The sequence below is a fragment of the Aquamicrobium sp. LC103 genome, assembly GCF_001014615.2.
Taxonomy (GTDB): domain Bacteria; phylum Pseudomonadota; class Alphaproteobacteria; order Rhizobiales; family Rhizobiaceae; genus LBCQ02.
On sequence record NZ_LBCQ02000011.1, the window covers coordinates 227,309 to 248,087 of the forward strand.

18 protein-coding genes are annotated in these 20,779 nt (G+C 65.8%); 4 read left to right on the top strand and 14 right to left on the bottom strand.

All coding sequences use genetic code 11. The annotated features are described in order from the left end of the window. Nucleotides 1–3 precede the first annotated feature (3 nt). From mnhG to XW59_RS21655, 14 genes are all read right to left on the bottom strand, one after another. Nucleotides 4–378 carry a monovalent cation/H(+) antiporter subunit G gene (gene mnhG, locus XW59_RS21590; protein ID WP_047147584.1) on the bottom strand — a complete coding sequence of 125 codons (375 nt, stop codon included), beginning with the start codon at nt 376–378 and terminating at the stop codon, nt 4–6. Continuing rightward, nucleotides 375–656, bottom strand: coding sequence for a K+/H+ antiporter subunit F (locus XW59_RS21595; RefSeq protein ID WP_047147583.1), 282 nt, complete (start codon nt 654–656; stop codon nt 375–377). Before XW59_RS21595 ends, mnhG begins: the two co-directional genes overlap by 4 nt. Then, nucleotides 653–1,138, bottom strand: a complete 486-nt coding sequence (locus tag XW59_RS21600) for a Na+/H+ antiporter subunit E (RefSeq protein WP_047147582.1) — start codon at nt 1,136–1,138, stop codon at nt 653–655. The genes XW59_RS21595 and XW59_RS21600 overlap by 4 nt, the downstream gene beginning before the upstream one ends. Then, on the bottom strand, nt 1,135–2,763 hold the full coding sequence (locus XW59_RS21605) for a monovalent cation/H+ antiporter subunit D (RefSeq protein ID WP_047147581.1): 1,629 nt from the start codon (nt 2,761–2,763) through the stop codon (nt 1,135–1,137). Before XW59_RS21605 ends, XW59_RS21600 begins: the two co-directional genes overlap by 4 nt. 1 nt (nt 2,764) lies before the next feature. Beyond that, nucleotides 2,765–3,103 (bottom strand): Na+/H+ antiporter subunit C, encoded by a 339-nt coding sequence (locus XW59_RS21610; protein WP_047147776.1) that lies wholly within the window; start codon nt 3,101–3,103, stop codon nt 2,765–2,767. Next, on the bottom strand, nt 3,103–6,015 hold the full coding sequence (locus XW59_RS21615) for a monovalent cation/H+ antiporter subunit A (RefSeq protein WP_047147580.1): 2,913 nt from the start codon (nt 6,013–6,015) through the stop codon (nt 3,103–3,105). Before XW59_RS21615 ends, XW59_RS21610 begins: the two co-directional genes overlap by 1 nt. 870 nt (nt 6,016–6,885) lie before the next feature. Then, nucleotides 6,886–8,082, bottom strand: coding sequence for an AI-2E family transporter (locus tag XW59_RS21620; RefSeq protein ID WP_047147578.1), 1,197 nt, complete (start codon nt 8,080–8,082; stop codon nt 6,886–6,888). A 120-nt stretch (nt 8,083–8,202) separates the two neighbouring features. Next, a complete protein-coding gene (locus tag XW59_RS21625) occupies nt 8,203–9,579 on the bottom strand; it encodes an FAD-containing oxidoreductase (protein WP_047147577.1) in 1,377 nt (458 codons plus the stop codon). Continuing rightward, the gene (locus XW59_RS21630; protein ID WP_137327073.1) at nt 9,576–10,040 is read right to left on the bottom strand and encodes a DUF4126 family protein; all 465 of its coding nucleotides are present in this window, start codon (nt 10,038–10,040) and stop codon (nt 9,576–9,578) included. Before XW59_RS21630 ends, XW59_RS21625 begins: the two co-directional genes overlap by 4 nt. Nucleotides 10,041–10,191: 151 nt before the next feature. Then, nucleotides 10,192–11,424, bottom strand: coding sequence for a glycerate kinase (locus XW59_RS21635; RefSeq protein ID WP_047147576.1), 1,233 nt, complete (start codon nt 11,422–11,424; stop codon nt 10,192–10,194). Between the two features lie 43 nt (nt 11,425–11,467). Then, nucleotides 11,468–12,928 (bottom strand): SLC13 family permease, encoded by a 1,461-nt coding sequence (locus XW59_RS21640; protein ID WP_170990197.1) that lies wholly within the window; start codon nt 12,926–12,928, stop codon nt 11,468–11,470. 355 nt (nt 12,929–13,283) lie between these two features. Next, the gene (locus tag XW59_RS21645; RefSeq protein ID WP_047147575.1) at nt 13,284–14,606 is read right to left on the bottom strand and encodes a TRAP transporter large permease; all 1,323 of its coding nucleotides are present in this window, start codon (nt 14,604–14,606) and stop codon (nt 13,284–13,286) included. Then, nucleotides 14,599–15,084, bottom strand: a complete 486-nt coding sequence (locus XW59_RS21650) for a TRAP transporter small permease (RefSeq protein ID WP_047147574.1) — start codon at nt 15,082–15,084, stop codon at nt 14,599–14,601. The genes XW59_RS21645 and XW59_RS21650 overlap by 8 nt, the downstream gene beginning before the upstream one ends. Before the next feature lie 72 nt (nt 15,085–15,156). Further along, nucleotides 15,157–16,161, bottom strand: a complete 1,005-nt coding sequence (locus XW59_RS21655) for a DctP family TRAP transporter solute-binding subunit (RefSeq protein WP_047147573.1) — start codon at nt 16,159–16,161, stop codon at nt 15,157–15,159. A 214-nt stretch (nt 16,162–16,375) separates the two neighbouring features. On the opposite strand from XW59_RS21655, the gene XW59_RS21660 reads away from it, so the two are divergent. The 4 genes from XW59_RS21660 to XW59_RS21675 are packed head-to-tail and all read left to right on the top strand — an operon-like array spanning nt 16,376 to nt 20,778. Continuing rightward, nucleotides 16,376–17,209 (top strand): IclR family transcriptional regulator, encoded by an 834-nt coding sequence (locus XW59_RS21660; RefSeq protein WP_246666163.1) that lies wholly within the window; start codon nt 16,376–16,378, stop codon nt 17,207–17,209. Next, nucleotides 17,206–18,375, top strand: a complete 1,170-nt coding sequence (locus tag XW59_RS21665; protein WP_047147571.1) for an acetyl-CoA acetyltransferase — start codon at nt 17,206–17,208, stop codon at nt 18,373–18,375. Before XW59_RS21660 ends, XW59_RS21665 begins: the two co-directional genes overlap by 4 nt. Then, nucleotides 18,372–20,006: an acyl-CoA synthetase gene (locus XW59_RS21670; RefSeq protein WP_047147570.1), complete on the top strand. Its 1,635-nt coding sequence runs from the start codon at nt 18,372–18,374 to the stop codon at nt 20,004–20,006. The genes XW59_RS21665 and XW59_RS21670 overlap by 4 nt, the downstream gene beginning before the upstream one ends. A 19-nt stretch (nt 20,007–20,025) precedes the next feature. Next, nucleotides 20,026–20,778: an SDR family oxidoreductase gene (locus XW59_RS21675; protein ID WP_047147569.1), complete on the top strand. Its 753-nt coding sequence runs from the start codon at nt 20,026–20,028 to the stop codon at nt 20,776–20,778. The last annotated feature ends 1 nt before the right edge of the window (nt 20,779 follow it).

Here is a 20,779-nt window from a genome sequence, read left to right on the forward strand (position 1 = left end):
CTTCTATCTTCCGATGTCGTTAGCGTCTTCGAGAATGTCCGATTCCGGGGCGTTTTCATTTCCCTCGGAACGGTCGCGATAGAGTGTCGCGCGCCCAAGCAGCATCAATGTGACGGGCGTCGTCACCGTGATGAAGATGCCGACGATGATCTCGTGCACCACCAGCCTCAGTTCGAGGGCCGTGAAGAAGATCATCGAGGCCATGACGACGCCGGCAAGGCCCCAGCTCGAGCCGAGCGTCGGCGCATGGATGCGGTCGTAGAAGCTGTTGAGCCGCGCGAGACCGATCGATCCCGTCAGGGCGAGCCCGGCGCCGAGAAGCAGGAAGAAGGCGACGATGAGGGCGATCCAGAGCGGCAGGTCGACGGCGTGGCTCATTCGATCACCTCGCCGCGCATGATGAATTTGGCGAGCGCCACCGTGGCGACGAAGCCGACGACGCCGATGATGAGCGCGGCCTCGAAATAGACCGTGCTTGCCGTCCTGATGCCGAAGGTGAGCAGAAGCAGCGTCGAATTGACATAGAGCGTGTCGAGCCCGAGCACGCGGTCCTGGGCGCGGGGGCCCACCAGCATGCGGTAGGCTGCAAGCCCCATCGCTATCGCCAGCGCGACCTGGGCGATGTTGACGGCCCAGGTGAGGATGAGGGCGCTCATTCGAAAATCTCCATCAAGAGGTATTCGTAACGGTTCTTGATAAGCTCGACCCATTCGCTCTCGTCGACGAGGTCGAAGACGTGGATGAGCAACGATCCGTTCGAGGTGTTGTAGTCGAGCCAGGCCGTGCCCGGCGTGCTGGTGATGATGACCGCCAGGATCGCCAACCCGGTATTGTCGCGCAGATCGAGCGGGATCGTGATGAAGCCGGATCTGCGTTCCCGACGTTTCCCCTGCAGGATGATCCTCGACACGGCGACGTTCGACCGGATGATATCGTAGAGGACGATGCCGATCAGCTTCGGGATCAGGTCCCAGCGGCGCAGTCTCGGCTTGGCCGGGTGAAGCGCGGCGAGGCCCTGCGCGGCGAAGAGCGCGATGACGGCCCCCAGCACGAGATGGCCGAGCGAGAACCGGTTGAGCAGCAGCCACATCACCAGGAGCGAGGCGGACAATAGCGGATAGGGCAGAACCCGGCTCATTGCTGCGCCTCCCCGTTCGGCACGCCGGCGCGTGGCGCTTCGAACACCCCTTCGACATAGGCCTGCGGTGCGTAGAGCGCCTGGGCGGTGGCCTCCATGTACCGCATCACCGGGCCGGCCTGCACGGTGAGCATCAGGCAGAGGAAAAGCAGGATGGCGACCGGCGCGATCTCGATCAGGAGGACGCGCGGCACCGTCGCCTCGATCGGGGCCCAGAAGGTGTGGATGCCCGAGCGTGTCATGGCGATCAGCGCCGACAGGCCTGAAAGGATGAGCAGCATGACGACCCACCACGAGGCGCTGCTGATGGCTCCTCCGTTTCCGAGGCCCTCGGGATTGAACATCGCCGTGAACATGGTGAACTTCGCGACGAAGCCCGAAAGCGGTGGAAGTCCCGCCAGGAGGATGCCGCAGGCGGCGAAGCTTATGCCGAGCACGGCGAGGGTGCCGGGGATCGCCACGCCGACCTCGTCCTCTTCCTCCTCCTCGTCGGCGTCGCCGAAGGCTTCCGCCGTCACCGCGAGAACGCTGGCGGCGGCATCCTGCCCGCGCTCGACGAGCTCGATGAGCAGGAAGAAGGCGCTGATGGTGAGCGTTGAACTGACCAGGTAGAACAGCGCACCCGCTGTCACCCCGACGTTGCCGAGGCCGATCGCCGCCAGCAGCGTGCCCGACGATACGAGCACCGAATAGCCCGCGAGCCTTCCGAGCGCCTGCGAGGCGAGAACGCCGATCAGCCCGAAGGTCACCGTCGCCAGCCCGCCGAACAGCAGCACCTGGGAACCGAAGCCCGCGGAGGCGGCCGCCGCGCCACCGAACAGCAACAGCGAAAGCCGCAGGAGGACGTAGATGCCGACCTTGCTCATGATGGCGAAGATCGCGGCGATCGGGGCGGCGGCGGCCGTGTAGGTCGTCGGCAGCCAGAAGCTCAGCGGCCACATGCCCGCCTTGACGAGGAAGGCGACGCCGAGCACGGCGGCGCCTGCCTCGAGCAGCATCCGATCACCGTCCGTCACCTCGGGGATCCGGGCGGCGAGGTCGGCCATGTTCAGCGTGCCGGTGACGCCGTAGATCAGGCTGACGCCGATGAGGAAGAGCAGCGATGCGGCAAGGTTGATGGCGATATAGTGCAGCCCCGCCTTGACGCGCACCGGGCCCGAACCATGCAGCACGAGGCCGTAGGACGCGGCGAGCATGACCTCGAAGAAGACGAACAGGTTGAACAGGTCGCCGGTCAGGAAGGCGCCGTTTATGCCCATCAGCAGGAGCTGGAACATGGTGTGGAAGTGTGGACCCGCCTTGGCCCAGCGCGCGAGCGCGAAGACGAGGGCGGCTATGCCCAGCACGCTCGAAAGCAGCAGCATCAGCGCCGACAATCGATCGAGCACGAGCACGATGGCGAAGGGCGACGGCCAGTTGCCGAGGAGATAGACGCTGTCGCGTGTCGTGTCGGCGCCGGCATGGCGGACCAGCGCGATCGAAACGACGAGCAGCAGCAGGACCGAGACGATCGAAATCATCGCCTTGCCGAAGCGCTGCCGCTCGTCGAGGAAGAGCATCAGCGCGCCGGCGACCAGCGGAATGATGATCGGTGCTATGACGAGGTGGGGAGACCAGTAGCTCATCTCACTGCTCCCGTCCGTCGACATGATCGGTGCCGGTCAGGCCGCGCGAGGCGAGCAGCACCACGAGGAACAACGCCGTGGTGGCGAAGCCGATGACGATCGCGGTGAGCACGAGGGCCTGCGGGATCGGGTCGGTGAAGGCGGCCGGGTCCACCGGCACGCCGGGCTCGACCACCGGCGGAACGTTCATTCTCAGCCGGCCCATGCCGAAGATGAAGAGATTGACCGCGTAGGAAAGCAGCAGCAGGCCGATGATGACCTGGTACGTGCGCGGCCGCAGGAGCAGCCACACGCCCGAACCCGTCATCACGCCTATGCCGATCGCGAGAACCAGTTCCATCACGCCTCCTCCGTCGCCTTCGCGGCTTCGCGGACGCGATAGCTGCGGATCGATTGGTGGGCGAGCGCGATGAGCACCAGGACGACGGCGCCGACGACGAGCGAGAAGACGCCGAGGTCGAACAGCAATGCGGTTGCTGCGGGAACTTTTCCGATCAGCGGAACCTCCAGATATTGGAAATAGGTTGTGAGGAAGGGGTAGCCGAGGAACCACGAACCCATGCCGGTTGCGGCCGCCATCAGCAGGCCGAAGCCGATCCAGCGGACGGGCAGGATGCGCAGGCGCTCCTCGACCCAGCGCGTCCCACCGGCCAGATATTGCAGCAGGAAGCCGATCGCCATGGTGATGCCGGCCGCGAAGCCGCCGCCCGGCAGGTCGTGGCCGCGCAGGAAGAGATAGGCCGCGAGCACGATGATCACCGGGAACATCCAGTTCATGATGATCGACGGAACCATGATGTATTCGCGGGCCGTATCCCCGGTCTCGCGATCGGGCTGCGCGTCGTCATAGGCGTTCTGGATGCGCTGCTGTTCCGGCGTCTCGATGCTGTCGGCCGCCGGACGGAAGCGGCGGAGCAGGGCGAACACGGTGAGCGCGACGACGCCGAGCACGGCGATCTCGCCCATCGTGTCGAAACTGCGGAAGTCGACCAGGATGACGTTGACGACGTTCGTGCCGCCGCCTCCCGAATAGGCGTGCTCGAGGAAGTAGTCGCCGATCGTGTCGACCACCGGCCTGGTCATCACCGCATAGGCGATCATGGCGATGCCCGCGCCGCAGAGCGTGGCGATCGCGAAGTCGCGGTGGCGCCGCAGACGGGCCGTGATGGTGACGCCCACGGCGTCGATCTCCTCGACCCGCTTGGGCAGCCATCTGAGACCGAGCAGGATGAGGACGGTGGTGACGATTTCGACCAGGAGCTGGGTCAGTGCGAGGTCCGGCGCGGAAAGCCAGACGAATGTCAGGCAGGTGACGATGCCGGCGCCGCCCACGAGAATCAGCGCCGCGAGGCGGTGGTACTTGGCCTGATAAGCGGCCGCGAGCGCGCAGACGATGCCGACCGCCCACATCATCCCGAAGACCGGGTCGAGCCCGTCGAACGACGGCAGGCCGGGATTGAAGCCGGCGCTGAACAGCGGCCAGAGCGCGGCGAGGAAAGCCACGACGACGAGCAGGCGAAGCTGCGGCTGCAGCCGCCGCGTTCCGAGATTGCCCTCGACGAAGCGCGCCCACCGCCACGACAGCGTCACCAGGATGCGCTCGAAGATGCGCTGGCCCTTGAGCCTGCGGAAGATCGGCGGACCCTCCTCGCAGCGCGACAGGTAACGCTTGAGCAGCATGTAGAGCACGGTGCCGCCGATGAGGGCGATGACGCTCATGATCAGCGGAACGTTCAGGCCGTGCCAGACGGCGAGGCTGTATTGCGGCGTGGCGTCGCCGAGAACGGCCACCACGGCGGTGTGGAGGTAGGGGCCTACCGTCAGGCCGGGAATGACGCCGACCACGAGGCAGGCGAGAACCAGGAACTCGATCGGGAAGCGCATCCAGTGCGGCGGCTCGTGCGGTTCGTGCGGCAGGTCGACCGGCTTGGGTCCGAAGAACACGGTGTGGATGAAGCGCAGCGAATAGACGACGCTGAAGGCGCCGGCGACCGTCGCGACATAGGGCAGGGCGCGGTCGAGGAAGGAATCCGCATGCGTCTCGATCGCTTCGGCGAAGAACATCTCCTTCGACAGGAAGCCGTTGAGCAGCGGCACGCCGGCCATCGCCGCGCTCGCCACCATGGCGAGCGTGGCTGTGATCGGCATGAAGGCGAACAGGCCGCTCAATCGCCGCATGTCGCGGGTGCCGGTTTCGTGGTCGATGATGCCGGCCGCCATGAACAGCGATGCCTTGAAGGTGGCGTGGTTCATCATGTGGAAGATCGCTGCGACGGCGGCGAGCGGGCTTCCGAGGCTGAGCAGCGTGGTGATCAGTCCGAGATGGCTGATCGTCGAATAGGCGAGAAGGCCCTTCAGGTCTTGCTGGAAGATCGCGAAATAGGCGCCGAGCGTCAGCGTGATCATGCCCGCGAATGCGAGGATGATGAACCATTCATAGGTGCCCGCCAGAACCGGGAAGAAGCGGGCGAGGAGGAAGACGCCGGCCTTCACCATGGTCGCCGAGTGCAGATAGGCCGACACCGGCGTCGGCGCGGCCATCGCGTTGGGCAGCCAGAAGTGGAACGGGAACTGGGCGCTCTTGGTCAGCGCGCCCATGCAGATGAGGATCAGTGCCGGCAGGTAGAGATCGTGCGCGCGGATCTTGTCGCCCGCGGCGAGAACGACGTCGAGATCGTAGCTTCCGGCGATGTGGCCGATGATCATCAGGCCGACGAGAAGGCACAGGCCGCCGACGCCGGTGATCGTCAGCGCCATGCGCGCGCCGTCGCGTGCCGCGGCGTTGTGGTACCAATAGCCGATCAGCAGGAAGGAGAAGATGCTGGTCAGCTCCCAGAAGACGGCAAGCAGGATCAGGTCGCCGGAAATGACCATGCCGAGCATGGCGCCCATGAAGGCGAGCAGGAAGGAGAAGAAACGCGGAACCGGGTCCGCCGGCGACATGTAGTAGCGCGCGTAGAGCACGACGAGGAAGCCGATGCCCGTGATGAGCATGGCGAACATCCAGGCAAAGCCGTCCATTCTCAGCGTGAAGCCGAGGCCGAGCGAGGGAATCCATTCGATCTGGCGCCGCACCACCCCGCCGTCGTCGACCGCCGGATAGAGATAGATCGTGATGGCCAGGCCACAGAGCGCCACCGCTCCCGCCAGCCACGCCTCCGCGTTGCGCGCGTTCGAACGGAACGCTCCCGCCAGGATGCTTCCCAGGAAAGGCAGCGCAAGCAGAAGCAGAAGTAGGTTTTCGTCAGCCATCTAGTTTCAGGTTACCTTGGGTTGGGACCAAGAGACGGGAGACGGACTCCCGGATCGTTCGTCGAGATGTAATCTCCCAGCCGGAAGGGCGGGAGCGGATTTGTCGCGTTTGCGGCGGCTGCGCCGATCTGCGTGCGCGCCACAGTCGAATTGAACCACCGGCAAGCGGTGTGCTTTCGCGACTGGGTGGAACGCCGCAAAAGCCGATTCCTTTCCGACCCGATGCAAGGCCGCTTGGGCTTGCATTTGGCAGGGGGCTTTCCGCGACCGCGGCCAAGGAAAGTCCTTGCTTACGCTTACGCGGTGAGGCGCGCAGCAACCTCGTGTGCCGAGCCGCAAGGCGGACCTCTCGGAGCGGATACAAGGTGCAACGCTGTTATGACGGGAAGGCCCGAGCGGGCCGGCATGCTGCGGAGCCGATATCTGCTGACGACAAGCGCTCCATCGGCGACGATGGCCGGGATGTCGGAGCCGGCGATATGATCGGGCGCATCGAGGTCGCGATTGCGGAACTCGCCCTGATAGCGCCAATCCCTGAGCTTTTGCTTGGATCCCAGCGCCTGCGGGTTGTCTTGGAGGATGTGGATTCTGGTTCCGGAGGCTGCGGCCGACGTCTGCAGGCTGGTCAGGAAAAACAGGCAGCCCAGAAGGAGGGAAACACAGTGCGCGGATCGCCGTCCGCAATTGCAAAGTGTTGCCGCTCGGATCAAGAATGTACCTCCGGTGGAGAAAGAGCCGCCGCAACGACCTCGCAAATTGAATCTGATTTGGACGACACTTTATGTCGTGCGCCGAGGTGAAGTCCAGCGCGGTAAGGTGCGGAAATCGCCGCAGGCGCGCAAAATTTGCAAATTTATGCGGCCGGGACCGTCATTCCTGGTCGGGTGCGCGGTCGGGCGGCCGTGTCTCGGCGGTGTTGGCGAGTTCGATCTCCCGTCTTTGTGCGTCGGTGAGATCCACTTCGCGCAGCCATTCGCGCCAGATCGCGACCAGAAGCGCCATCAGGACCGGGCCGATGAAGAGGCCGAGGAAGCCCATCGTTTTCACGCCGCCGATCAGCCCGAAGAAGGTCGGAAGGAAGGGAAGCTTGATCGGACCGCCGACCAGTTTGGGGCGCAGCGTCTTGTCGACGATGAAGAGCTCGATGCTGCCCCAGGCGAACAGGGCGACGCCCGCGACCGGAGAGCCGCTCGCCACCAGATAGATCGAGACGAGCGTGAACGACAGCGGCGCACCGCCGGGAATCAGCGCCATGACGCCGGTCAAGACGCCGAGCGTGACGGGGGAGGGCACGCCGGCGACCCAGTAGGCGATGCCGAGCACGATGCCCTCGCCGATCGCGATCAGCGTCATGCCGGTGACCGTCGAGGAGATGGTGGCCGGCACGACGCGCGAGATGCGCTCCCATCGCGCCGGCAGGATGCGCTCGCCCAGCCGGTCGACCTGGCCGGCGAAATACTCGCCGTCGCGATAGACGAAGAACAGCGCGATAAGCATGAAGAGCAACGTGAGGAACAGGTCGAAGAGGCCGCCGCCGGCGGCGAGCACGCCGCGATAGATGTTGCCGATATTGGCGCCGCTGACGATCTGGATCAGTTCGCCGATCGCGCCGGGATGGCCGATATATTTTTCCCATTGCTCGTCGAACCAGGGGCCGACGCTGGGCAGGGCGACGATCCATTCGGGCGTCGGCGCCCCGACCCTGTTGGTCTCGACCGCCCAGTAGAACCATTCGCGTACCTCGTTGATCGTGTAGGTGATGGCGATCACCACCGGGACGATCAGGAAGATGAGGATGAGCAAGATGGCGAGCGTCGCCGCCACGGTCCTGTTGCCGCCGGTGTTGCGCTGCAGGTCGCGGTAGATCGGCCAGCTCGCGAACGCGATGACCAGCGCGGCGAGCACCGGAACCAGGAAGCCGTGGAAGAAATAGATGCCTGCGGCGGCGATGAGGACGAGCAGCCACCTCGCCGCCGAGAGGGGCGGGATCAATCCAATGCGAGACGGGGCGGAAGGGCCGAGCCATCGCGGCTCGTCTCTGGTTACGGATCGTTCGATTTCGTTCACGTGTCGGCTTCTCTGAGAATTCACTGAAGAACTTGTCGACCATGAAGCCGGCGGTTTCAAGGATTCCTTTTGTGACAAATGCGCTGGGCCCGGCTCGCGAAGTCGCGGCGGGCCCCTGGCTCAACCCGGCTTCAACTCGCCGAGCAGCGTGGGGATGAGCTCGGCGACGGTCGGATGGATGTGCACCGCGTGTTTCAGGGCCTTGAAGGGAACGTCGGCATAGATCATGTCGAGCACGCTGTGCACGGCCTCGTCGCCGCCCACGCCGAGGATCGCTGCGCCCAGCAGACGCTCGCTCGCCGTGTCGACCACCACCTTCATCAGGCCTTGCGCCTCGCCCTTCTCCACGGCCCGGCTGACGCGTGTCATCGGGCGCATGCCGACGAGGATCTCGCGTCCCGTTTCGCGCGCTTCCGCCTCGGTCATCCCGGCGCGGCCCAGCGGCGGGTCGATATAGAGGGCATAGGCGGGGTGGCGGTCGGAGACCTTGCGCGCGGCGCCGTCGAGCAGGTTTTCGGCGACGATCTCGTAATCATTGTAGGACGTATGTGTGAAGGCGCCGCGGCCGTTGCAGTCGCCCAGCGCCCAGATGCCCGGCACGTTGGTGCGCAGCTCCTCGTTGGTCTCGACATAGCCATGCTTGTCGGTCGCGACGCCAGCCTTGTCCAGTTCCAGATCGTCCGTATTGGGCCGTCGGCCGATGGCAAGCAGCACGTGGCTGCCGATTACCTCCGGCGAACCTTCGCGGCAATCGACCTTGACGGCGACGCCTTCCTCGTGCGGCGCGAAGGCGATGCAATCGGCGCCGAGCCGCAGGCGGATGCCCTCGGTTTCCAGAATCTCGCGGATCGCGGAGGAAATGTCCTCGTCCTCGCGCTTGATCAGCCGATCGCCGCGCTCGACGATCGTCACCTCGCTGCCGAAGCGGCGAAACATCTGCGCGAATTCGAGTCCGACATAGCCGCCGCCGACCACGACGAGATGACGCGGGACGGTGTCGAGCCGGAGGATCGAGGAATTGGTCAGATAGTCGATCCGGTCGATGCCGGGATAGTCGGGAATGAAGGCGCGGCCGCCGACGTTGAGGAAGATGCGCGGCGCCGTCAGCCGCGTGTCGCCGACCACGAGTTCCGCCGGCGAGGCGAAACGGGCGTGGCCACGGATCAGCGTGCAATTGTCGGTGCCGCCGAGCCAGTCCTCGAGATTGCCGCGCGACCTGGCGGCGACGCCGTCCGCCCGCGTCTTCACCGCGGCCATGTCGACGTCGACCTGCGCTGCGATCTTGACGCCGTAATCCGCCGCGCGGCGCGCCATATGCGCGACATAGGCGCTGGCGACCATCGTCTTGGTGGGAGTGCAGCCGGTGTTGACACAGGTGCCGCCGACCAGCTTGCGCTCGACGATTGCCGTCTTCATGCCCGCCTGGGCAAGGCGGACGGCGAGCGACGGCCCGGCCTGGCCGGCACCGACGACGATGGCGTCGTAGGAGGCGGTCATTGCACCGCCGCCACGATGAGGAAGGCGCAGGCGATCGCCACCGCGTCCTCGATGAAGGCGGCTGGCCGGTCCTGGCCGAAGGCTTCGGCGAAACGCTTGCGCGCTTCCGCCCCGCCGAGCGTGCCGACGATCGCGCCGACGACGCCGGCGATCAGCCCGCCGATCCATGCGCCCGAGGGCAGGGCGAGCGCGAGGCCCGAAAGCCCGCCGAGCACGATACGGGCGCCGAATTGCTGCGGCACCTTGCGGCTCGGCGTGGAGGGGAGCTGGTCGGTTATCAGCTCGACGATGGCGAGTATGGTGAAGATCGCGACCGCGATCCAGTGCCCCATGAAGGAGAGCCAGGTTCCGTCGAGGTTCAGCCAGCCGAGCCAGGCGGCCCAGCTGATCGCCGCAGCCGGCATCATCGCGCGCAGGCCGGCAACGACGCCGATGAGAAGGGAATAAAGCAGAACCGTCATCCCGGGCCCCTCCGTCGTGAAAGGCGAAACCATCTCCGTCCGGTTCCGCCGCCGCGAGGCTAGCACAAAGTCGGGCGGCGGTCGCGGGGGTATCGCGGCGGCGATGCGGAACCCGCGGCGGAGGTGGCGGGCGTTGAAACGACGAAAGGCGCTACAGCCCCGCACGGGCGCTGCGGCCGGCCGGTGATCGATGGGAACCGCTGCCGATCCGGCGCCCCTTTGCGCCGGGACGGCCGAGCGCGATTCCGACGCCCACCATGCGCACGGCGTCCTCGGCGGCACGCGTCAGGAGCTTGCCGGCATTGCCGATCGCGTCCTCGAGCGTGCATGGCCGTTTCAGGATGCTGGCGAAGGCGTCGATGCCGTGCTCGAAATTGAGCCGCACGCCCTTGCCGATGGTGCCGGCAAGGGCGATCACCGGCAATCCGCGCGCCTTGGCGCGGCGCGCCACTTCCGCGGGAACCTTGCCGTAGGGCGTCTGGCCGTCGAGGCTTCCCTCCGCCGTGACCACCAGATCTGCGCGATCGATCAGTGTGTCGAGGTCGAGATATTGCATCACGATGTCGTAACGGGGGTGAAGGCGTCCCGACAGAAGGCCGAGCAGCGCCGCTCCGAGTCCGCCCGAAGCGCCGGCGCCGGGGGCGTTGCCGACCCGGATGCCGGTCGTCCGCTCGATCGCTCCCGCATAGGTCTCCATCGCCGCGGCGAGCTCCTCCACCTGGGCCGGTGTCGCGCCTTTCTGTGGAGCGAACACGCGGGCCACGCCTCTGGGACCGGTGAGCACGTTGTGCCAGTTGACGGCCGCGTCGATGCGGACCCGGGCAAGGCGAGGATCGATGCCCGTCATGTCGATCGAAGCAAGACGTCCAAGCGCGGCGCCGCCGCGCGCGAGTGGCTGACCGTTCTCGTCCAGGAAGCGGACGCCGAGCGCCTGGGCCATGCCGGCACCGCCGTCGTTGATGCCGCTGTCGCCGCAGCCGAGCAGGATACGCTCGGCGCCGGCGTCGAGCGCGGCGCGGATCAATTCGCCGACGCCGTAGCTCGTCGTCAGGCATGGATTGCGGCGATCGCGGGGGACGAGGCTCAGGCCCGCTGCTGCCGCCATCTCCAGGACGGCGGTGCGAACGGGTTGTCCGCCCATGAATCCGAAGAAGGAGCCGACCGGTTCTCCCACCGGGCCGGTGACGGACAAGTGGTGCAGCGTGCCGCCGGTCAGGTCCACGAGCGTTTTGGTGAAGCCCTCACCGCCGTCGATCATCGGCGCCTTGAGGATGTCGGCGCCCGGCATCGCCCGCAGGACCCCGGCGGCAATGCAGGTCGCCGCTTCCTCGGCGGTCAGGCTTTCCTTGAAGCCGGAGGGCGCGATCAGGATCGTCATCGACATTTCGTTTTCCTTTCGAGGTCTATGGAAGGTTCTTGGGAGGTGTTCAGAGCGGCAGGCCGAGGTGCGGCCAGACGAACAGGGAGAAGAGGACGAGCGCCGCGATGAAGAGCGGCAGCAGGAAGGCGGCGAGCCGCAGAAGATCGGCTTGCGAGAAGGTCGGCGTCTCGCCGGAGCCGAACAGGACGACCGGCTTGGCCGAGACCATCAGCGTCTGGCAGAAGCCGCTGCCGACGGTGACGATGAAGATCAGCGTCGACGGGTCGGTGCCGAACGCGGCGAGCGGCAGGCCGATCGCCGGAATGAGCACGCTCGCCCGCGCGGTGCGCGACGTGATCAAGATGTGAGCGAGACTGGAGATGAGGGCGGCGATCGCGGCGACAGCCCAGGGAGCCGGGGCCAGGCGACCGTCGAGCGCTGAAAGTGCCAGGCCGGCAAGGTGGTTCGCGGCGCCGGAAGTGAGCAGCGCCTCGCCTATCAAGAGCGTGGCCGCCAGGAAGAGAAGCAGGTTCCACTCCACGCCCTTGAGCGCTTCCTTGAGCGAGATCCCGGAAACGGGTTTCGAAGCTGCAAGCATGGCGGCTGTGAGGGCGACGACTGCCATGTTCTGGCCGTGGAGCGCGCTTGTCGCCCACAAAAGCACGGCCGCCCCCACGATCGCCAGCACGGCCGCTCCGTTGCCCGAACTGGAAGGAGGTCTGGCCGGCAGCGTGCCTAATGCGGCCCTGCGGTCCTCGGCGGAGAGGAACAGGAGCAGGATCAGGCCGCAGGCGAGGAAGCTGGTGACGAGCGCGAAGGGCGTGCCCAGAAGCGCCCAATGGGCGAAGCCGATTTCCGTCCCGCCAATCCGCTTCATGAAATCGGCGGCGATCAGGTGCGCGCCGGCCCCGGTCAGCGAAGCGCAGGCCGAAAGCAGGATGACCGAGGGAAACAGCAGTGCCAGCCCTCTGGTCACTCCCGGTCGGTCGATCGCGCCTGAAAGGCCGAGGAATACGGGCATGAGGATCGCCGCGCGCGCCGAGGTCGAAGGGATGACGAATGCGGTCAGGGCGATGACGATCGTCGCGCTCCAGAACAGGCCGGATACCGTCCCGCATCGCGCCAGCACCGTGGTCGCGAGGCGCTCGGCGATGCCCGTCGTTCGCAAAACCGATGCCATGACGAAAGCGGCGATCAACAGCCAGACGATTTCGTTGCCGAGCGTGGCGAAGAAGGCTTCCTCCTGGACCGCGCCCGAAACGACGAGGGCGAGCGCGCCGGCGAGCGCCACCGGCATGTCGGGCAGTTCGAGCACCACCCAGGCGACCAGGGCCCCGGCGAAGACGGAGAGCGACAATCGCCCTTCGATGGACAAGCCGTCGAGGCCGTAGAGAATTGCGGGAATGCCGACGAGCAGGAGGAGCAGGCCTATGACCGGCCCCGGCGGCACCGGCGGGAGCGGCCACGCTCGCCGTTCTCCGGCGTCCTGGAGCTCGGCGGCTCTTGCCTGGGGTACGCTATGCAACATGGAATCGCCTTCCATCTCCGGTTGAGATGGCCGGCTAACGGTTCGGGTCGCGGCCTATTCCAGTTCGTGTGACACTTTTTTGACGGAAAGGGTTCGACAGGTATCGCCACGCTGCCCGACTGCCGCAGCGGAAGGCGAAAGCGGTTGCCTCACCGGGTGGTTGCACCTATAAGGCTCGCAACCCCGGAGAGGGGGTGTCTCAGGCAATAGGCCCTGCCGCTTCCCCATAGGCGGCAGGGCTTTTTCTTGTCCGCTGCGGATGCGGGGTCCCGGGCAAAAAAAACGGCGGCACACCGGGTGCCGCCGCTGGGGGAATGGCGAGGGCCGCAACAGCTGGCGCCGCGACCGCATTCTTCTATCGCAACAGGTTCACCAGAAAGTGCGACATCTCGGGCACTGCCGCGACGATGGCGAGCCCGATGATGCTGGTGATCAGGAACGGGATCGCGCCTTGCGCGATGCGCTCCAGCGGCAGGCGGGTGATGTTGGCGGCAACGTAGAGATTGATGCCGACGGGCGGGGTGAAGAGCCCGATCGCCAGGTTGATCATCACCAGAACACCGAACCAGACCGGGTCCCAGCCGAGCTCGCGCGCCACCGGCAGGAAGATCGGCAGCGAGATGAACATGATCGTGATGGCGTCCATGAACATGCCGGCGATCAGCAGCACGATCATGATCACCAGAAGGATTACCCACTGGTTGTCGCTGAGCCCGAGCAGGATCGACGAATACTGCCCGATGAGGTCGTCCACGGTGACGACCCAGCCGAAGAGGCTGGCATAGGCGACGACCAGCATGACGACGGCCGATGATGCGCTGGCGTCGACGAGCGACTGATAGAGGCCGCTCAAGGTAAGCGTGCGGTAGATCAGGCCGCCGACGAAGAGTGCGTAGACGGTGGCGACGATGGCGGCCTCCGTGGGCGTGAAGGCGCCCGAATAAATGCCGCCCAATATCACCACCGGCGTCATCAGGCCCCAGAAGGAATCGAGGAAGGAGCGCCACAGGCGCGGCCCGTAGGTGACCCCTTCATAGGGTGACGGCATCAGCCGCTCGACGCTCGGCGCGCCTTCCACCGCAGCTTCCTTCTTGGCGAAGGGAAGGGTGAGGAGCATGAGCACGCCGAGGAACAGGCCGGGGATCACCGCGGCTATGAAGAGCTGCGAGATGGACGCTTCCGCGATGACGCCGTAGATGACGAGGCCGATCGATGGCGGAATGACGATCGACAGCGCCGCGCCCGTGCAGACCAGGCCCGCCGCATAGGCTTTCGAATAGCCGTCCTCGGTCATGCCCTTGATGATCAGCGGCCCGATGGCGGCCACGGAAGCCGGACCGGAGCCGCTGACCGCGCCCCAGAAAAGGCAGACCACCGTGCCGACGACGCCCATGCCGCCGGGCAGCGAGCCGATGAGGACGCGGAAGAAGCGGATCATCCGCTCGGCGATGCCGAGCGTGCCCATCAGCGTGCCGGCTAGGATGAAGAAGGGGATGGCGAGCAGCGAGAACTTCGCGATGCCGGTGGCGATGAGGTCGCCCGCGAGATCGAGCCCGAAGCCCAGCACCCACATCGCATAGATGGCGGACAGGCCGAGCGCGAAGGCGACGGGCAACCGCAGGAAAAGAAGCACGAAGAAAACGATGACCATCTGCGTGCCGGCGCCGATCTCAAGCATTGGCGGTCTCCTCGACATCGAGCTCGCGCCAGGTATGGCGGGCATATTGGACGTAGCGGACGATGACGAAAGCGAAGCCCAGGGGCAGGCCGATGCTGTAGTACCAGGCCGGGATCTGCAGCGCGTAGGATCGTATGCCGCTCGACATCTGGTTGGCGGCGAGCTGCCAGCAGAACCAGGCCGAAAGCGCGAGCAGCAGGATCGCCAGCGCGCTCGAAAGCGCCAGTAGCACCTTGCGCGCCGGCGGCGGCAGGAGATCATAGATCAGCGTGACGGCGAGATGGTCGCCGGTGCGCGCCGCGATCGCCGCTCCGAATATGGTCAGGAGGAGAAAGCCGTTCGTCAGCAGTTCCTCCGACGAGGCGAGCGAATAATTGGTCAGGTAACGAATGACGACATTGACGAAGCCGAGAACCGTCATCGCGAGAAACAGGGCGGCGCAGATGATCTTCTCCGCGTCGCGAAGGACGAATTGCATGTCGGCGACCCTCCCCTGGATCGGTCATTGTGGAAGGACCGGCAAGCCGGCCCTTCCACCAGCCACGCGGGCTTAGTTCGATGCGGAGATCGCATCCTGGAAGGACTTGACGAGGTCGTCCCCGACCTTCGCCGCCCAGGTGTCGAAGGCGGGCTTGGTGGAGTCGCGGAACGCCTGCAGCTCCTCGGCGCTCGGCTCGTAGACTTCCATGCCCTTTTCGCGCAGATATTCCAGGCCCTTGGCGGTGTCCTCGCGGGTGATTTCCTTCTGGTAGGCCATGGCCTCGGATGCCGCCTGCTGTACCTTCGCCTTGGTCTCGTCGTCCCAGGAATCCCAGCGCTTCTTGCTCACGCCGAGGAAGACGGGGTCGTAGGAATAGTGCCAGGTCGTCAGGTACTTCTGCACTTCGTAGACGCGCTGCGGAATGATGACGGCGCCGACCGGATTCTCCTGGCCGTCGACCACGCCCTGCTGGAGCGCGGTGAAGGTCTCGCTCCACTGCATCTGCTGCGGGTTGGCGCCCAGCGCGTTCATGACGTCGATATACATCGGACCGGCCACGCGCATCTTCAGGCCCTGCAGATCCGCCGGAGCCTTGATTGGGCGGGCGTTGTTGGTGACCTCGCGGAACCCGTTCTCGCCCCACGCCAGAACCACGATGTTGTGGGCCAGCATGATCTCCTTCATCTTGTCGCCCGCCGCGCCGTCGGTGGTGGCGTCGACCTGCTCGTAATTGGCGTAGAGATAGGGCAGCGAGAACACGGCCATCTCGGGCACCAGCGGCGTCACGTTGATCGCCGAGGTGATGACGAAGTCGAGCGCGCCGCGGCCGACCATCTCGGCCTGTTTCATCTGGTCGCCGCCGGAGAGCTGTGCGTTCGGGAAGGTGCGCACCTGCAGGTCGCCGCCGGTTGCCGCGCCCAGCAGTTCGTTGAACTTTTCCGCGCCCCTGTGCCAGGTCGTCGTGTCGCCGGTGTTGTGCGACAGCCTGAAGGTCTCGGCCGAAACGGTCCCCAGCATGGCGAGGCCGGCGATGAGCGATGTGAGGGCGGTTGCGCCCAGCTTGGCAAATCTCATTGGATCTCCTCCGTTTGTGCTTGCATATCGGCCAGTCAACCTCCCGCTGACCTGCCTACAGAGCAATGATCCACATGATGGATCACATCACTCTCGCAATAGACGATGCAAAATAGCGGAAAAATATGGCTTCGCAATCCAAAAATCGACCGCTTTACAGCTTCGGCGACGATTGATAAATTATTGGTTCCATATTATGGACCTATGGGGAAATATGTCCGAACTAAGCGGATCACAAAGCGTTGACCGGGCACTCGGTCTTCTTTCGATGGTCGGCAGGCATGCCGATCGAGGCGTTTCCCTGTCGGAACTGGTCGAGGAAAGCGGGCTCAACAAGCCGACGACGCGTCGCCTGCTGCTGGCGCTGATGCGGGCGCGCATGGTCGAGCAGGATGAGGAGAGCCGGCGCTACTATCTCGGCGAGGAGGCCTATGTACTCGGCAGCCTCGCCTCGCGCCGCTTCGGACTCCTGCAGATGGCAATGGAAAGCCTGATCCGGCTTTCGAGGAAGACGGAGGATTCGAGCTTCCTTTCGGTGCGCCGCGACACCTATTCCGTGTGCCTTTATCGCGAGGAGGGAACCTATCCGGTCAGGACGCATGCCCTGCAGGCGGGCTTTGAGCATCCGCTCGGCGTCGGCGCCGGGTCGCTCGCCATGCTCGCCTCGCTTCCGGACGACGAGGTCGATGCGGTGCTCGCCGCCAACGAGACGGTATTGCGCACGCAATATCCGATGCTGCCGCCGGAGCGCATCCGCGAGGATGTCCGCACAACCCGGGAGAAGGGTTATTCGCTCAATCCCGGCCTGATCTTCGCCAATTCCTGGGGCGTCGGCGTGGCGCTGAGGACACCCGACGGCGGGGTCGCCGGTGCGCTCAGCATCGCGGCGATCGACAGCAGGATGCAGGAGGCGCGGCAGGCGGAGCTGGTCTCCTATCTCACCCAGGAGGCGCGCCGCGTGGAAGAGAAGCTCGCCGGCATGTTCGCGTCGCGAAACCAACAGCGCCCGGAGGCGGCCGCGAGAACCCAATCGAGGAGGATGAAATGACGAAGGCACAGATCGTGGGATGGGCGCATTCGCCCTTCGGCAAATCCGAACTGGAAAACACCGAGCAATTGATGGCCTCCGTCGCCGCGCCGGCGCTGGCGCATGCGGGCGTCGATCCCGGCGACGTCGACGGCATCTTCGTCGGCGTGATGAACAACGGCTTCTCGAAGCAGGATTTTCAGGGCGCGCTGGTCGCCATGAGCAACGAGGCGCTTGCCCATGCGCCGGCGGCGAGGATGGAGAACGCCTGCGCGACCGGCTCGGCGGCGCTCTATAGCGCCATGGACTTCATCGAGGCGGGGCGCGGCCGCATCGCGCTGGTGGTGGGCGCGGAGAAGATGACCGCGACGCCGACGGCGGAAGTCGGCGACATCCTGCTCTGCGCCAGCTACCGAGCCGAGGAGGCGGATGTCGACGGTGGCTTCGCCGGCCTCTTCGGTCGCATCGCCCAGGCCTATTTCCAGCGCTATGGCGATCGTTCCGAGGAGCTCGCGATGATCGCGGCCAAGAACCACGCCAACGGCATGGCGAACCCTTACGCCCATATGCGCAAGGATTTCGGCTTCGACTTCTGCAACACGGTCTCGGACAAGAATCCCTATGTGGCGCCGCCCTTGCGGCGGACCGACTGCTCGCTGATTTCCGACGGCGCGGCGGCCCTCGTGCTCGCAGACGCCGAGACGGCGGCGACGCTGCAGCGCGCCATCGCCTTCCGGGCGCGCCGCCACGTCAACGACATCATGGCGTTGTCACGCCGCGACGTGCTCGCCTTCGAGGGTGCGCGTCGCGCCTGGGCTGGTGCGCTGGACGAGGCAGGGCTGTCGCTCGCCGATCTCTCCTTCGTCGAAACCCATGACTGCTTCACCATCGCCGAGATGATCGAGTACGAAGCGATGGGGCTGGCGAAGCCCGGCGAGGGGCACCGCGTCGTGCGCGAGGGCTTGACGCGCAAGGACGGTCGCCTGCCGGTCAACCCTTCCGGCGGCCTGAAATCCAAGGGGCATCCGATCGGCGCCACGGGTGTGTCGATGCATGTGATGGCCGCCATGCAGCTTGCCGGCGAGGCGGGCGACATGCAGGTCAAGGACGCCAATCTCGCCGGCGTCTTCAACATGGGCGGCGCGGTCGTCGCCAACTATGTCTCGCTTCTGGAGCGCGCGAAGTGACGACCGGCAATGCACCGCTCGGCGGACTGGCGCCGTCCACCACCCGCGTGATGAACCTTTCATGTTTCCTGACGCAGGCGGCGCGCCGCAACCCGGACGACATCGGCTTCGTCTGGCGCGAGGAGACCTGGACCTGGGCGAGGATGGAGGCCCGCGTCAATGCGATGGCGGCCGCCCTCGCCGGCGAGTTCGGCGTCCGGAAGGGCGACCGCATCCTCGTGCAGTCGGCCAATTGCAACCAGATGTTCGAATCGCTCTTCGCCTGCCTGCGCGTCGGCGCCGTCTGGGTCCCGACCAACTACAGGCAGTCGCCCGACGAGGTCGCCTATCTGGCCACGGCGAGCGGCGCGCGCGGCATGATCTGCGGCGCAAGCTTTGCCGGTCATGCGGCCGCGTGCCGCCAGGCCTCGGAAACGCTCGACTTCGTCATCGCCATTGGCGAGGCGGAGTTCGGCGAGGACTACGACGCGATCGTGGCCCGCAACGATGGCGGGGTGGTCAAAAGCGTGGCGGTCGATCGCGACGACCCATGCTGGTTCTTCTTTACTTCCGGCACGACCGGACGACCGAAGGCGGCGGTGCTCACCCATGGGCAGATGGCCTTCGTCGTCACCAACCATCTCTGCGATCTGATGCCGGGCACCGGCCGCGACGACGCCTCGATCGTCGTCGCGCCGCTCTCGCATGGCGCCGGCGTGCATCAGCTCACCCAGGTCGCGCACGGGGTGAAGACGATCCTGCCGCCGACCGAGAAGCTGGAAGTGGCGACCGTCTGGTCGCTCGTCGAGAAGTGGAAGGTGACCAACGCCTTCACCGTCCCGACCATATTGAAGCTGATGATCGAGGATCCTTCGGTCGACCGGTTCGATCATTCCTCGCTGCGCTACGTCATCTATGCCGGCGCGCCGATGTACCGGGCCGACCAGAAGCGCGCGCTGGAAAAGCTCGGACCGGTGCTGGTGCAGTATTTCGGGCTCGGCGAGGTGACGGGCAACATCACAGTGCTGCCGCCGGCCTTTCACGATCTGGAGGACGGACCGCATGCGCGCATCGGCACCTGCGGCTTCGAGCGCACCGGCATGCAGGTCGAGATCCAGAACGAGGAGGGCGAGGCGGTCGGCACCGGCGAAACGGGCGAGATCTGCGTGATCGGGCCGGCTGTGTTTGCCGGCTACTACGAGAACCCGGAGGCCAACGCCAAGGCGTTCCGCAACGGCTGGTTCCGCACCGGCGACCTCGGCCACATGGACGAGCGCGGTTTCGTCTACGTCACCGGCCGTTCCTCCGACATGTACATCTCCGGTGGGTCCAACATCTATCCGCGCGAGATCGAGGAGAAGATTCTCGCCCATCCCGACATCAGCGAGACGGCCGTTCTGGGTGTTCCCGATCCGGTCTGGGGCGAGATCGGCGTCGCCGTCTGCGTCGCCCGTCCGGGCGTTCCGCCGGAAACGATCGACCTTGCCGCCTGGCTCGACGGCAAGATGGCTCGCTACAAGCTGCCGAAACGCTTCTTCTTCTGGGGGGAGATGCCGAAATCCGCCTACGGCAAGATCACCAAGAAGATGATCCGCGAGGAGCTGGAGCGCCGCGGCGAGCTCGCCGCCGCCGGCCTGAAGCCGGCTGTCTGAGAACCCAAGGGAGGAAAACATGGCTGAGACGAAAAAAGGCGCCGTCATCGTCACCGGCGGCGCATCCGGCATAGGGTTCGAGACGGCGCGTCTGCTGGCGGAGCGCGGCTGGAAACCCTACCTCCTCGACCTCGAGCAAGAAGCACTGGACGAGGCCTGCGACGCGCTCGGCCTACCGCGCGATCGCGGCATCGCGTGCAGCGTCTCCGACGAAGCGGCGGTCGAGACCGCCTTCGGCAATATCACCGGCGAAGGGATCGTGGCGGTGGTCAACTGCGCCGGCATCGGCATGGATCGGCCGGCGGTCGAGACCAGCGTCGAGGATTTCCGCCGCATCGTCGACGTCAACTTGACCGGCACCTTCATCGTTTCGCGCGCGGCGGCGCGGCATTGGCTGGCGCGCAAGGCGCCGGGCTGCATCGTCAACATCACCTCCATCTCCGGCATGTGCGGCAACAAGGGCCGCAGCGCCTACGGCTCCTCCAAGGGCGGCCAGAACCTGCTGACGCTGGTGATGGCCAACGAACTCGGGCCGGAGGGTATCCGTGTCAACGCCGTCGCGCCGGGGCCGATCGACACGCCGCTGGCGCGCTCGGTACACACCGACGACGTGCGTCGGCAATGGCACGAGCGCGTGCCGCAGCGCCGCTACGGCACGCCGCGGGAAATCGCCGGCGCGGTCGCTTTCCTGGTCTCCGACGATGCGAGCTACGTCAACGGGCAGATACTTGCCGTCGACGGCGGCTTCGTCACCGCCGGCCTGGCGAACTGAT